This is a genomic window from Streptomyces sp. NBC_00433 (assembly GCA_036015235.1).
Classification (GTDB): Bacteria; Actinomycetota; Actinomycetes; order Streptomycetales; family Streptomycetaceae; genus Actinacidiphila.
This window is the reverse complement of record CP107926.1, coordinates 2,717,367-2,730,303: the sequence shown is the minus strand read 5'-3', so window position 1 is coordinate 2,730,303 and position 12,937 is coordinate 2,717,367. Positions and strand designations below refer to the sequence as shown.

Below are 12,937 nucleotides of genomic sequence, written 5' to 3'. Positions count from 1 at the left end.
GCGCGTGATGCGCCGTCCACAGCCCTCGCGGGGCAGTGGACGGCGCACGGCATCCGCACGACACAATGGCTCCATGACGGACGCTCTCGCAGACCCGCACTACCGCCCGCTCCTCGCCGGCGACCCGGCGGGCGGCCCCCGCGACATCGTGATCCTCGGCTCCACCGGATCGATCGGCACCCAGGCCATCGACGTGGTGCTCCGCAATCCGGACCGCTTCCGCGTCACCGCGATCTCCGCCGCGGGCAGCCGGGTCAGGCTGCTCGCCGAGCAGGCCCACCAGCTGCGGGTGACCACGGTCGCCGTCGCCGACGAGGCCGCCGTCGGCCCCCTGCGCGAGACGCTGGCCGAGGTCTACGGGCCCGGTGCCGCACTGCCCGAGATCCTCGCGGGACCCGGCGCCGCCACCGAACTGGCGGCCTTCGAGTGCCACTCCGTGCTCAACGGCATCACCGGCTCCATCGGCCTGCGGCCCACGCTGGCCGCGCTGCGGGCCGGCCGGGTGCTGATCCTGGCCAACAAGGAGTCGCTGATCGTCGGCGGCCCGCTGGTGAAGGCCCTCGCGAAGCCCGGCCAGATCGTGCCCGTCGACTCCGAGCACTCCGCGCTCTTCCAGGCGATGCTGGGCGGCCGCCGCCAGGAGGTGCGCAAGCTGCTCGTCACCGCGTCCGGCGGCCCCTTCCGCGGCCGCACCAGGGCTGAACTGGCCTCGGTCACCCCCGCCGACGCGCTCGCCCACCCCACCTGGGACATGGGCCCGGTCATCACCGTCAACTCCGCGACCCTGGTCAACAAGGGTCTTGAGGTGATCGAGGCGCACCTGCTCTACGACGTCCCCTTCGACCGTATCGAGGTCGTCGTGCACCCCCAGTCGTACATCCACTCCATGGTGGAATTCACCGACGGATCCACGATCGCGCAGGCCAGCCCGCCCGACATGCGGATGCCGATCGCGCTGGGCCTGGGCTGGCCGGACCGGGTGCCGGACGCCGCGCCGGCCTTCGACTGGTCGAAGGCGTCGACGTGGGAGTTCTTCCCGCTCGACGAGGACGCCTTCCCGTCGGTCGCGCTGGCCCGCCATGTGGGTAGCCTCGGGGGCACCGCGCCCGCGGTGTTCAACGCGGCCAACGAGGAGTGCGTCGACGCCTTCCTCGCCGGCCGGCTGGCGTTCACCGGGATCGTGGACACGGTCGCGAAGGTCGTCGAGGAACACGGCACACCCGAGCCGGGAACTTCCCTGACGGTCGAGAACGTCCTCGAAGCGGAGGCCTGGGCACGCGCTCGGGCCGTGGAACTGGCCAGGACATCGGAGGCAACAGGCGTATGACCGCTCTCATGACGGTCCTCGGCATAGTGGTTTTCGCCGTGGGCCTGATGGTCTCCATCGCCTGGCACGAGCTGGGCCACCTCTCCACGGCCAAGCTGTTCAAGATCCGCGTGCCGCAGTACATGGTGGGTTTCGGCCCGACCATCTGGTCCCGCAAGAAGGGCGACACCGAATACGGCTTCAAGGCCATCCCGCTCGGCGGATACATCCGCATGATCGGGATGTTCCCGCCCGGTGAGGACGGCAGGATCACCGCCCGCTCCACCTCGCCCTGGCGCAGCATGATCGAGGACGCCCGCTCGGCGGCCTTCGAGGAGCTGCAGCCCGGCGACGAGACGCGGCTGTTCTACACGCGCAAGCCCTGGAAGCGCGTCATCGTGATGTTCGCCGGGCCCTTCATGAACCTGATCCTGGCCTTCGCGCTGGCCCTGTCGGTCTTCATGGGCATCGGCATCGCCGAGCAGACCACCGTCGTCAGCTCGGTCAGCGACTGCGTGATCTCGCAGGCCGACACCGCCAAGCGCAACCCGGACAACCCCTGCCTGCCCACCGACCGGGTCGCGCCCGCGAAGACCGCCGGCTTCCAGCCCGGCGACAAGTTCGTGTCCTTCAACGGCAGGCCGGTCAAGGACTGGGCCGCGCTGTCCAAGGACATCAGGACCGGCGTGGGCCCTGCCGTCATCGTGGTGGAGAGGGCCGGCAAGCAGGTCACCCTGCACCCGGTCATCACGCGGAACGTGGTGGCGAAGACCGACAGCCACGGCGAGGTCGAGGACGGCACCGTGACCGCCGGATTCCTCGGCTTCAGCCCGGCCAGCCACATCCAGCCGCAGGGCTTCACCAGCTCGGTCGGCCACATGGGCGACATGGCCCGGCAGGGCCTCGACTCGCTGCTGCGGCTGCCGCAGCGCATCCCCGACCTGTGGCGGGCCACCTTCGACGGCGCCCCGCGCAAGGCGGACTCCCCGATGGGCGTGGTCGGCGCGGCCCGGGTCGGCGGCGAGGTCTTCTCGCTCAAGGAGCCGGCCATCGACCGGATCGCCACGATGGTGATGCTCGTCGCGGGCTTCAACCTGTCGCTGTTCCTGTTCAACATGCTGCCGCTGCTGCCGCTGGACGGAGGCCACGTGGCCGGCGCCCTGTGGGAGTCCGTCAGGCGCCACACCGCCCGGGTCTTCCGCAAGCCCGACCCCGGTCCCTTCGACGTGGCCAAGCTCATGCCGGTCGCTTATGTCGTGGCCGGAATCTTTGTGTCCTTCACCTTGCTGGTACTGATCGCGGATGTGGTCAACCCGGTCAAACTGAGTTCGTAATGCCCTGAGCCGAGTGAGAGACGCGGGGCGGGTGCCGTAACCTCGAAGCGGAGCCCGCCCTCGCCGGGACTTGTGTCACACCTTGGGGAAGCCACGCAGATGACCGCGATTTCGCTCGGTATGCCGGATGTTCCGATCAAGCTCGCCGAACGCCGCAAAAGCCGTCAGATCCAGGTGGGAACCGTTGCCGTGGGCGGTGACGCCCCGGTGTCCGTCCAGTCGATGACCACCACGCGGACCTCCGATATCGGTGCCACCCTCCAGCAGATCGCCGAGCTGACCGCCTCCGGCTGCCAGATCGTCCGGGTCGCCTGCCCGACCCAGGACGACGCCGACGCGCTGGCCACGATCGCCAGGAAGTCGCAGATCCCGGTCATCGCCGACATCCATTTCCAGCCGAAGTACGTCTTCGCCGCGATCGACGCCGGCTGCGCCGCGGTCCGGGTCAACCCGGGCAACATCAAGCAGTTCGACGACAAGGTGCGGGAGATCGCCAAGGCCGCCTCCGACGCCCGCGTGCCGATCAGGATCGGCGTCAACGCCGGTTCCCTGGACCGCCGCCTGCTGGAGAAGTACGGCAAGGCCACCCCCGAGGCGCTGGCCGAGTCCGCGCTGTGGGAGGCGTCGCTCTTCGAGGAGCACGGCTTCCGCGACATCAAGATCTCCGTCAAGCACAACGACCCGGTCGTCATGGTCGCCGCCTACCGGCTGCTCGCCCAGAAGTGCGACTACCCGCTGCACCTCGGCGTGACCGAGGCCGGCCCCGCCTTCCAGGGCACCATCAAGTCCGCGGTCGCCTTCGGCGCGCTGCTCGCCGAGGGCATCGGCGACACCATCAGGGTCTCGCTGTCGGCCCCTCCGGCGGAGGAGGTCAAGGTCGGCATCCAGATCCTGGAGTCGCTGAATCTGCGCCAGCGCCGCCTGGAGATCGTCTCCTGCCCGTCCTGCGGCCGCGCCCAGGTCGACGTCTACAAGCTCGCCGACCAGGTCACCGCCGGCCTTGAGGGCATGGAGGTGCCGCTGCGGGTCGCCGTGATGGGCTGCGTCGTCAACGGCCCCGGCGAGGCCCGCGAGGCCGACCTCGGCGTCGCCTCCGGCAACGGCAAGGGGCAGATCTTCGTCAAGGGCGAGGTCATCAAGACCGTGCCCGAGTCGAAGATCGTCGAGACGCTGATCGAGGAGGCCATGAAGCTGGCCGAGCAGATGGAGGAAGCCGGGGTGGCCTCCGGCGAGCCCCAGGTGAGCGTCTCCTGATCGGCCCGATTCCGGTCCGCCCCGCGTCCCGCTGCCACCGGCGCGGGGCGTGGCACGTCCGTGCGAGGTAAAGTGCCCAGTCCATCCCCCGCCTGCACGAGCGGACCAGAAGGCGAAGACGGTGAGGCGTCCACGTGCTGACCCACTCGACGGCCCGCGTCCTGGAACCCGGTGACCTCGACGCGGCGCTGGCCGTCCTGCACAGCGACCCGGTCGCCAACGCGTTCGTCACCTCACGGGTGAATGTCGCCGGGCTCGACCCGTGGCGGCTCGGCGGCGAGATGTGGGGCTGGTACACAGCGGGCAAGCTCACCTCGCTCTGCTATGCCGGCGCCAACCTCGTGCCGATCTGCGCCACCCCGGAGGCCGTCGCCGCCTTCGCGGAACGCGCCCGCAGGTCGGGACGCCGCTGCTCGTCCATCGTCGGCCCCGCCGACGCCACCGCCGGGCTGTGGTCCCGCCTGGAGCCGCACTGGGGCCCGGCCCGCGAGATCCGCCGCCACCAGCCGCTGATGGCCACCCGCGCCCTGCCCGCCGGCATCGCCCCCGACCCCGGGGTGCGCCGGGTACGCAAGGACGAGATGGAGGTGATCATGCCCGCCTGCGTGGCGATGTTCACCGAGGAGGTCGGCGTCTCGCCGCTGGCCGGCGACGGCGGCCTGCTCTACCAGGCCAGGGTCGCCGAACTGGTCTCCACCGGCCGGGCGTTCGCCCGTATCGAGGACGGCGACGTGGTCTTCAAGGCCGAGATCGGCGCCGTCACCCGCCACACCTGCCAGATCCAGGGCGTCTGGGTGGCCCCCTCGCACCGCGGCCGCAGGCTGTCGGAGTCCGGCATGGCCGCCGTCCTGCACTACGCGCTCCGCGACGTCGCCCCGGTGGTCAGCCTCTACGTCAACGACTTCAACACCCCGGCCCGCGCCGCCTACCGCCGGGTCGGCTTCACTGAGGTCGGCGCCTTCATGAGCGTGCTCTTCTGAAACCGCCCGACCGCGGCGCCCGGCGGGAAGCGGGGCCAGGAAAGGCAGTAGTGTCGCGGGCCATGGAGAACGTGGTGGTCGGGGCGGGCGATCTTGCCGCGCATGTCGACGAGGCGCTCGCCGTACAGGCGGTCGCCTTCGGGCTCGGGCCCGAGGAAGTGGCGATCCGGCGGCAGATCGTGCTGCGGCACCTGGCCTGTCCGGGGGCGCGGGCGCTGGAGGCGCGTACCGAGGCGGGGCGGCTGGTCGGCTTCGTCTACGGGCTGCCCAACGACCGTACGCACTGGTGGTCCAGCGTCGTGCAGCCGTATCTGCGCCGGGAGGGCAACGACGGCTGGCTCGACGACTGCTTCGTCATCACCGAGCTGCACGTGCTGCCCGACTTCCAGGGCCGCGGCATCGGCCGCCGGCTGATCACGGCGATCACCGACAGCGCCGCCGAGCCGCGCAGCATCCTGTCCGCGATCGACGGCGACACCCCCGCCCGGCGGCTCTACCGCGCCCTGGGCTACCGCGACCTGGCCCGCCCGGTCCACTTCCCCAGCGCCACCCGGCCCTACGCGGTGATGGGCGCCCCGCTGCCGCTGCTGCGCTGAGGCGCTACAGCCAGCCGGCGAACTCCAGCAGCAGCTCGCCGTCCTCCCGGCCGCCGACCGACAGATACCAGACGCCCGCCTCGACCGCGCGGAAGACCGACCAGCCGCGCAGCCTTTCCGCGTCCACGTCGAGGGCGTCGGCGAGCTTCGCGATCCGCCGCCTGGCGGTGGCCCGCGAACCGGGCTGCGCCGCCAGCGTGGACAGCCGGTCCCTGGCCAGCCACGCCAGGTCGAACGCCCGCTCCCCGACCAGTGGCTTGGGGTCGATCGCCAGCCACGGCATCCGCTCGCCCGCCAGCACATTGCCGTGGTGGTAGTCGCCGTGCAGCAGCACGGTCTCCACCGAGTCCGCCGACCCGGCCAGTTCGGCCTGCGCCGCCAGGGCCTCGTCGATCACCGGTCCGGCGTCCGCCGCGTAGGGCGCCGCGCGCCGCTCCCGCAGCAGTGCGGCCAGCTCGCCGGTGGCCGCGGCGACGGTACGGAAAGGGTGCCCGTCGGCCGGCGGCACCCACAGCCGCTGGAGCACCGCCTCGGCCTCCAGCATGGCCTTGGGCTCCGCGAGCGAGCGCAACGAGACGTCGGCCCGCAGGCGTTCGAGCAGCATCGCGCCCTCGGCGGGCTCGGCCCGCAGCAGGCGTACGGCGCCGCGCCCTTCCCAGTGCGCGAGCGCCGCGTGCTCCTGCTCGGTCTCCCGGTTCACCATGCCGACCTTGAGCACCGCGGGCTCGCCTTCCTCGGTGCGTACCAGCAGGATCATGCTGATCTGGCCGCCGGCCGCGACGACCCGCTCCACGGTCAGGCCCCACCGGTCGAGGCGGTCCGCCACCAGGCCCGGCAGCCGCGCCAGCCACTGCCGGCCCGCCTCGCCCTCCCACGCCGTGACCGTGCGGACCAGCCGTTCGGGCGGTCCGAGGTCCCCGGCGGCGGGCCGCCCGTGGTGCGCTGCTGAACCCATCCCTGTGCCTGCCCTCCGTGCGACCGGACCTGGCGGTGACGCTCAGCCGCGTTCCGCCAGACCCGGGAAGGCTACGCTGCCGCCGCGCCATCGCACGGCCCGCACCGCCGCGTCGCGCAGCGCGCCGGTCGCGTCCCGCCGCAGGTCGCCGACAGTGCTGCGCACCACGTCGCCGTACGCGCCGGCCACCCGCTCCTCGACGTAGGCGGCCAGCCGCACCGCGGCGGCCGCGTCGGCGACCGGGAAGGGCAGCTCGTACCCGGCCGCGGCCGGCACCGGGGACGCGCCGAGGTCGGCGACCGTGCGCGCCAGGCTGTCGCGGCGGGCGCGGTGGGCGTCGTAGCCCTGCAGGGCCTCGGCCTGCCGGGCGCCGGTGAGATGGCCGCCGACCACGCCGTAGCCGTAGACGGCGGCATGCTCGGCGGCGAGCGCCGCCTGCACCGCGTCGATGACCGCGTTCATTCCCCGCCCTCCCCCTCGCCCGCCGGTTTCCCGGCGGTGGTGCCCAGCAGTGCCGCGTGGCCGGCGCCCGCCGCCGCGACGGAGGCCATCAGCCGGGCCAGCTCGCCGGGCACCGTCAGGACCGCGGCGGCCCTGCGGCCGGCCAGCGCGCGCTCGGCGGCGGCGAGGCCGGCCAGCGCCTGCGCGGCGCTTGCGGCGGTTGCGGGCGGCGGGGGGACGGCAGGGGGAGCCTTCCCGCCGAAGGCCTCGATGTGCCGGGCGACCTCGGCCCGCAGCGGGCGCAGCCGGGCGGCGAGCGCGGGATGCGCGGCCGCGGCGGCGTCGTAACGCCCGATCAGATCCATGCTGTCGCGGACCGCCCGAGCCTCTTCCGCGACCCCCGGGAGCACCGCCGGCGCCTTGTCCTGCGAGGCGTCCGACGGACCGTCAGCACCCTTGCCACACCCGGCGCCGGCCGCCACGACGGCCGCCGCCACCACACTCCGCCTGCTCAGCCGAGCGGCCGCCTCCGGGATCATGGAGGGAGTGTACGGGTGCCCGGGTGGCGCGGTGCGCTGCCCCGGCTCGGGTAGCCTTGCCCTTACACGCGACCTTCCACCACAACAGCACACGCGGCCGAGGAGTCACCCGGATGAGCACCACCCAGAGCGAGAGGCTGCGCGCGCTGCTCGAGCCGCTCGTCGGCGAGGCCGGTCTCGACCTGGAGGACGTCACGCTGACCGCGTCCGGCCGGCGGCGCCAGCTGCAGGTCGTGGTGGACGCCGAGGACGGGGCGCAGCTGGACGCCGTGGCGGCGCTGAGCCGCCGGGTCTCGCAGGTGCTGGACGACTCGGACGTGATGGGCGAGACGGAGTACGTCCTCGAGGTCACCTCGCCCGGCACCGACCGGCCGCTGACCGAGCCCCGGCACTTCCGGCGCAATGAGGGGCGGCTGGTGAAGCTGTCGCTCAAGGAGCGCGGCGAGCTGATCGCACGGATCATGGCCGTGGACGAGACGGGTCTCGACCTGGAAGTGCCGGGAGTCAAGGGCCGCAAGCCCAAGCCCGCCCGCGCGGACTTCGCGGAGATCACGAAGGCCCGGGTCGAGGTCGAGTTCAACCGCAAGGCCGGCGAGCCCGACGACGACCTCGGCGATCACCCGGACGACGGGGACGACGCGGACGGCGACATCGACGAGACCACGCAGGAGGCGTAGCCATGGACATCGACATGAAGGCCCTGCGGGGCCTGGTGCAGGAGCGGCAGGTCTCCTTCGAGCTGCTGGTCGAGGCCATCGAGTCGGCGCTGCTGATCGCCTACCACCGCGAGCCCGGCAGCCACCGGCGGGCCAGGGTGGAGCTCGACCGCACCAGCGGGCACGTCACGGTGTGGGCGACCGAGGACCCCGAGGAGGTCGCCGAGGGCGCCGAGCCGCGCGAGTTCGACGACACGCCGTCCGGCTTCGGCCGGATCGCCGCGTCGACCGCCAAACAGGTGATCCTGCAGCGGCTGCGCGACGCCGAGGACGACATCACCTTCGGCGAATACGCCGGCCGCGAGGGCGACATCGTGACCGGTGTCGTCCAGCAGGGCAAGGACCCCAAGAACGTCCTGGTCGACATCGGCAAGCTGGAGGCCATCCTGCCGGTGCAGGAGCAGGTCCCCGGCGAGGAGTACAAGCACGGCGTCCGGCTGCGCACGTATGTCGTCCGGGTCGCCAAGGGCGTGCGCGGCCCGTCGGTGACCCTGTCGCGCACCCACCCCAACCTGGTCAAGAAGCTCTTCGCCCTCGAAGTGCCGGAGATCGCCGACGGCTCTGTCGTCATCGAGGCGATCGCCCGCGAGGCCGGCCACCGCACCAAGATCGCGGTCAGGTCGGCGCGCTCCGGGCTCAATGCCAAGGGCGCCTGCATCGGCCCGATGGGCGCCCGGGTGCGGGCGGTCATGGCCGAGCTGCACGGCGAGAAGATCGACATCGTGGACTGGTCGGACGACCCGGCCGAGATGGTGGCGAACGCGCTGTCGCCCGCCCGGGTGTCGCGAGTCGAGGTGGTGGACGCCGGAGCCCGCTCCGCGCGCGTCACCGTCCCCGACTACCAGCTGTCACTGGCCATCGGCAAGGAAGGGCAGAACGCCCGGCTCGCCGCGCGGCTCACCGGGTGGCGGATCGACATCCGCCCCGACACCGAGGGCGCCGAGCAGCCGCCCGCCGCGCCCCGGTCACCGGTGCAGGCGCGTCCTGAAGGCTGAAACCGGACCCACGTGTGGCCGAATCCCCGGCTGACATGAAACGAACAACCGTGCGTCGGCACACTCGAAGGAGTGAGGTCCGTGCGGGGAGGTAGACTAAAGAGTGTCTGGTCGGACGCTGTCGCCAGCATGCCCGGAGCGTACGTGCGTCGGCTGCCGTCAGCGTGCGGCCAAGAGCGATCTGCTGCGTGTGGTGATGAGCGGGGACGCATGCGTTCCCGATCATCGCGGTACGCTGCCCGGTCGGGGTGCGTATCTGCACCCCGCCCTTGCCTGCCTCGACCTGGCGGTCCGCCGCCGGGCGTTCGGCCGGGCCTTCCGAGGCCCGGTGGCGCCCGATACCGCGGAATTGCGCCGGTTTGTCGAGCAGCAGGCGACCACGTAAGAAAGCAAGAAGACGTACGGCACGGGTCACCCCGTGCGATCAGGTACCTCGCGAGATGGAAGTAGGTCGAGATTGCGATGAGCACTCGATGAGTACGCGATGAGTACGCCCATGAAGTAGCGACGGTCCGGCGGACGATCACCCCGGACCTAAAAGGAGCGAAGTGGCTAAGGTCCGGGTCTACGAACTCGCCAAAGAGATGGGAGTTGAGAGCAAGGTCGTCATGGCCAAGCTCCAAGAACTCGGCGAGTTCGTCCGTTCGGCGTCCTCGACGATCGAGGCGCCGGTAGTCCGCAAGTTGACGGACGCATTCCAGGGTCCCGGCGGCGGCAACGGCGGCAAGTCCGCCGCGAAGCCCGCGGCACCCCGTAAGAGTGTCCCCGCCAAGCCGGCCCCCACCCCGGGTGCGCCGGCCCGTCCCGCTGCCCCGGCACCCAAGCCGGCGGCCGGCGGCCCCGTCACCCCCGCGGCCCCCGCCGCGCCGAGCACCGGCTCCGCGCCGGCGCCCGGCCCGCGTCCGGGTCCCGCCGCACCCAAGCCGGCTCCGGCCGCGCCCAAGCCCGCCCCGGCCGCACCCGTGCCGGCCGCGGAATTCCAGGCGCCGCCCGCCGCACCCCCGGCGAACCAGCCCTCCAGGCCCGGTTCCGCCACCCCCGGCCCCCGTCCCGCCCGCCCGGCCCCGGCCGGCGGTCAGCGCGACGGCGGCCAGCGCGACGCAGGCCCGCGTGAGGGCGGCCAGCGCGACGGCGGTCAGCGTGACGGCGGTCCCCGCCAGGGCGGGCGCCCCGCGCCCGGCCAGGGCGGCGCAGCACGTCCCGGTGGCGCGAGGCCCGCGGGCCCGCGTCCCGGCAACAACCCCTTCACGTCCGGCTCCACCGGCATGCCGCGCCCCGGTGGCGCGCCGCGTCCCGGCGGCGGCCAGGGCGGTGCCCCGCGTCCCGCGGGTCCCGGCGGCGGCGCTCCGCGCCCCGGTGGCGCCCCGCGTCCCGGCGGCGGCCAGGGCGGTCCCGGCGGTGCGGGCGGTGCCCGTCCCTCGCCGGGCGGCATGCCCCGTCCGCAGTCCGCGGGTCCGCGCCCGAACCCGGGCATGATGCCGCAGCGTCCCGCCCCCTCCCCGGGCGGTCGTCCGGGCGGTGGTCCCGGTGGACGTCCCGGCGGTCCCGGCGGGCGTCCTGGCGGCGGCGGCCCCGGCAGCCGTCCCGGTGGCGGCGGCGGCTTCGCCGGCCGTCCCGCGGGTCCCGGCGGCGGCGGTCGTCCCGGTGGCGGCGGTGGCGGCTTCGGCGGCCCGCGTCCCGGTGGCGGCGGCGCTCCCGGCGGTGGCGGCGGCTTCGGCCCCCGTCCCGGCGGCTTCGGCGGACGTCCCGGTGGTCCGGGTGGCCGTGGCGGCACGCAGGGCGCGTTCGGTCGCGGCCCGGGCGGACGCCCGGCGCGCGGCCGTAAGAGCAAGCGCCAGCGGCGCCAGGAGTACGAGGCCATGCAGGCCCCGTCCGTGGGCGGCGTGCTGCTGCCCCGCGGCAACGGCCAGACCGTGCGCCTGTCGCGCGGTGCCTCCCTCACCGACTTCGCCGAGAAGATCAACGCCAACCCGGCGTCGCTCGTCCAGGTGATGCTCAACCTCGGTGAGATGGTCACGGCCACCCAGTCGGTCTCGGACTCCACCCTGGAGCTGCTGGCCGGCGAGATGAACTACGTGCTGGAGATCGTCAGCCCGGAGGAGGAGGACCGCGAGCTGCTCGAGTCCTTCTCGATCGAGTTCGGCGAGGACGAGGGCGGCGAGGAGATGCTCGTCTCCCGTCCGCCGGTGGTCACCGTCATGGGTCACGTCGACCACGGCAAGACCCGCCTGCTCGACGCGATCCGCAAGACCAACGTGGTCGCGGGCGAGGCAGGCGGCATCACCCAGCACATCGGCGCCTACCAGGTCGCCACGGACGTCAACGGTGAAGAGCGTGCGATCACCTTCATCGACACCCCCGGTCACGAGGCGTTCACCGCCATGCGTGCCCGTGGTGCGAAGTCCACCGACATCGCGATCCTGGTGGTCGCGGCCAACGACGGTGTGATGCCGCAGACGATCGAGGCGCTGAACCACGCCAAGGCGGCCGAGGTGCCGATCGTGGTCGCGGTCAACAAGATCGACGTCGAGGGCGCCGACCCGACCAAGGTGCGCGGCCAGCTCACCGAGTTCGGGCTGGTGGCCGAGGAGTACGGCGGCGACACCATGTTCGTCGACATCTCCGCCAAGCAGGGTCTGAACATCGACAGCCTGCTGGAGGCCGTGATCCTCACCGCGGACGCCTCGCTCGACCTGCGCGCCAACCCCGAGCAGGACGCACAGGGCATCGCGATCGAGGCGCACCTGGACAAGGGGCGCGGCGCCGTGGCGACCGTCCTGGTCCAGCGCGGCACCCTGCGGGTCGGCGACACCATGGTCGTCGGCGACGCGTACGGCCGCGTGCGCGCCATGCTCGACGACAAGGGCGAGAACGTGGAGGAGGCGACCCCGTCGACTCCGGTGCTCGTCCTCGGTCTGACCAACGTGCCCGGCGCCGGCGACAACTTCCTGGTCGTCGACGAGGACCGCACGGCCCGTCAGATCGCCGAGAAGCGCGCCGCCCGCGAGCGCAACGTCCGCTTCGCCCGCAAGGGCGTGCGGTTCTCCCTGGAGAACCTGGACGAGGCGCTCAAGGCCGGTCTGGTGCAGGAACTGAACCTCATCATCAAGGGTGACGCGTCCGGTTCCGTCGAGGCCCTGGAGTCCTCGCTGCTCCAGCTCGACGTCGGCGACGAGGTCGACATCCGCGTCCTGCACCGCGGTGTGGGTGCGGTCACCGAGTCGGACATCGACCTGGCGACCGGCTCCGACGCGATCGTGATCGGCTTCAACGTCCGCGCGGCAGGCCGTGCCGCGCAGATGGCCGAGCGCGAGGGTGTCGACGTCCGCTACTACTCGGTGATCTACCAGGCCATCGAGGAGATCGAAGCGGCGCTCAAGGGCATGCTCAAGCCGGAGTACGAGGAGGTCGAGCTGGGCACCGCGGAGATCCGCGAGGTCTTCCGCTCCTCCAAGCTCGGCAACATCGCCGGTGTGCTGGTCCGCTCCGGCGAGGTCAGGCGCAACACCAAGGCCCGACTGCTCCGCGACGGCAAGGTCATCGCGGAGAGCCTCAACATCGAGGGCCTGCGCCGCTTCAAGGACGACGTCACCGAGATCCGTGAAGGTTACGAGGGCGGTATCAACCTCGGTAACTACAACGACATCAAGATCGACGACGTCATCGCCACGTACGAGATGCGCGAGAAGCCGCGCGGCTGACGCCGCGGTCCGGCCGTACGGCATGCCGCGAGGTGTGCCGCACGGCCGGGCGGGGCTCGGGGCCGGGGCCGGTCGGCGGGGGAAATCCCGTCGATCGGCCCCGGCCGTCGCCTGTAACGT

The 12,937-nt window shown here is 72.6% G+C and carries 12 protein-coding genes; 9 read left to right on the top strand and 3 right to left on the bottom strand.

The genetic code is table 11. The annotated features are described in order from the left end of the window. Window positions 1-73 precede the first annotated feature (73 nt). The 5 genes from dxr (at window position 74) to OG900_11220 (ending at window position 5,470) form a co-directional block, all read left to right on the top strand. On the top strand, window positions 74-1,327 hold the full coding sequence (gene dxr / locus OG900_11240; protein ID WUH90614.1) for a 1-deoxy-D-xylulose-5-phosphate reductoisomerase: 1,254 nt from the start codon (window positions 74-76) through the stop codon (window positions 1,325-1,327). Continuing rightward, the gene (locus OG900_11235) at window positions 1,324-2,640 is read left to right on the top strand and encodes a site-2 protease family protein (GenBank protein ID WUH90613.1); all 1,317 of its coding nucleotides are present in this window, start codon (window positions 1,324-1,326) and stop codon (window positions 2,638-2,640) included. The genes dxr and OG900_11235 overlap by 4 nt, the downstream gene beginning before the upstream one ends. A gap of 99 nt (window positions 2,641-2,739) precedes the next feature. Further along, complete coding sequence (ispG, locus tag OG900_11230; protein ID WUH90612.1) at window positions 2,740-3,894, top strand: flavodoxin-dependent (E)-4-hydroxy-3-methylbut-2-enyl-diphosphate synthase; 1,155 nt, start codon at window positions 2,740-2,742, stop codon at window positions 3,892-3,894. A gap of 134 nt (window positions 3,895-4,028) precedes the next feature. Continuing rightward, window positions 4,029-4,874, top strand: a complete 846-nt coding sequence (locus tag OG900_11225) for a GNAT family N-acetyltransferase (protein ID WUH90611.1) — start codon at window positions 4,029-4,031, stop codon at window positions 4,872-4,874. Window positions 4,875-4,936: 62 nt separating this feature from the next. After that, window positions 4,937-5,470, top strand: a complete 534-nt coding sequence (locus OG900_11220) for a GNAT family N-acetyltransferase (protein WUH90610.1) — start codon at window positions 4,937-4,939, stop codon at window positions 5,468-5,470. Between the two features lie 4 nt (window positions 5,471-5,474). On the opposite strand, the gene OG900_11215 is transcribed toward OG900_11220, so the two are convergent. The 3 genes from OG900_11215 to OG900_11205 are packed head-to-tail and all read right to left on the bottom strand — an operon-like array spanning window position 5,475 to window position 7,405. After that, window positions 5,475-6,425, bottom strand: a complete 951-nt coding sequence (locus tag OG900_11215) for an aminoglycoside phosphotransferase family protein (protein WUH90609.1) — start codon at window positions 6,423-6,425, stop codon at window positions 5,475-5,477. Between the two features lie 42 nt (window positions 6,426-6,467). Then, window positions 6,468-6,887, bottom strand: a complete 420-nt coding sequence (locus OG900_11210) for a ferritin-like domain-containing protein (GenBank protein ID WUH90608.1) — start codon at window positions 6,885-6,887, stop codon at window positions 6,468-6,470. After that, window positions 6,884-7,405, bottom strand: a complete 522-nt coding sequence (locus tag OG900_11205) for a hypothetical protein (protein ID WUH90607.1) — start codon at window positions 7,403-7,405, stop codon at window positions 6,884-6,886. The genes OG900_11210 and OG900_11205 overlap by 4 nt, the downstream gene beginning before the upstream one ends. Window positions 7,406-7,518: 113 nt before the next feature. Between OG900_11205 and rimP the strand changes: the two genes are divergently transcribed. The 4 genes from rimP (at window position 7,519) to infB (ending at window position 12,817) form a co-directional block, all read left to right on the top strand. After that, window positions 7,519-8,082, top strand: a complete 564-nt coding sequence (rimP, locus tag OG900_11200) for a ribosome maturation factor RimP (protein ID WUH90606.1) — start codon at window positions 7,519-7,521, stop codon at window positions 8,080-8,082. Window positions 8,083-8,084: 2 nt separating this feature from the next. Continuing rightward, on the top strand, window positions 8,085-9,116 hold the full coding sequence (gene nusA / locus OG900_11195) for a transcription termination factor NusA (GenBank protein ID WUH90605.1): 1,032 nt from the start codon (window positions 8,085-8,087) through the stop codon (window positions 9,114-9,116). A gap of 103 nt (window positions 9,117-9,219) precedes the next feature. After that, window positions 9,220-9,501, top strand: coding sequence for a YlxR family protein (locus OG900_11190; protein WUH90604.1), 282 nt, complete (start codon window positions 9,220-9,222; stop codon window positions 9,499-9,501). Between the two features lie 163 nt (window positions 9,502-9,664). Further along, a complete protein-coding gene (gene infB, locus OG900_11185) occupies window positions 9,665-12,817 on the top strand; it encodes a translation initiation factor IF-2 (GenBank protein ID WUH90603.1) in 3,153 nt (1,050 codons plus the stop codon). Window positions 12,818-12,937: the final 120 nt, after the last annotated feature.

Coding starts and splice junctions, on each gene's coding strand:
- OG900_11235 (WUH90613.1), top strand. CDS start 1,324: ATGACCGCTCTCATGACGGTCCTCGGCATAGTGGTTTTCGCCGTGGGC.
- nusA (WUH90605.1), top strand. CDS start 8,085: ATGGACATCGACATGAAGGCCCTGCGGGGCCTGGTGCAGGAGCGGCAG.
- ispG (WUH90612.1), top strand. CDS start 2,740: ATGACCGCGATTTCGCTCGGTATGCCGGATGTTCCGATCAAGCTCGCC.
- rimP (WUH90606.1), top strand. CDS start 7,519: ATGAGCACCACCCAGAGCGAGAGGCTGCGCGCGCTGCTCGAGCCGCTC.
- OG900_11220 (WUH90610.1), top strand. CDS start 4,937: ATGGAGAACGTGGTGGTCGGGGCGGGCGATCTTGCCGCGCATGTCGAC.
- OG900_11210 (WUH90608.1), bottom strand. CDS start 6,887: ATGAACGCGGTCATCGACGCGGTGCAGGCGGCGCTCGCCGCCGAGCAT.
- OG900_11215 (WUH90609.1), bottom strand. CDS start 6,425: ATGGGTTCAGCAGCGCACCACGGGCGGCCCGCCGCCGGGGACCTCGGA.
- dxr (WUH90614.1), top strand. CDS start 74: ATGACGGACGCTCTCGCAGACCCGCACTACCGCCCGCTCCTCGCCGGC.
- OG900_11205 (WUH90607.1), bottom strand. CDS start 7,405: ATGATCCCGGAGGCGGCCGCTCGGCTGAGCAGGCGGAGTGTGGTGGCG.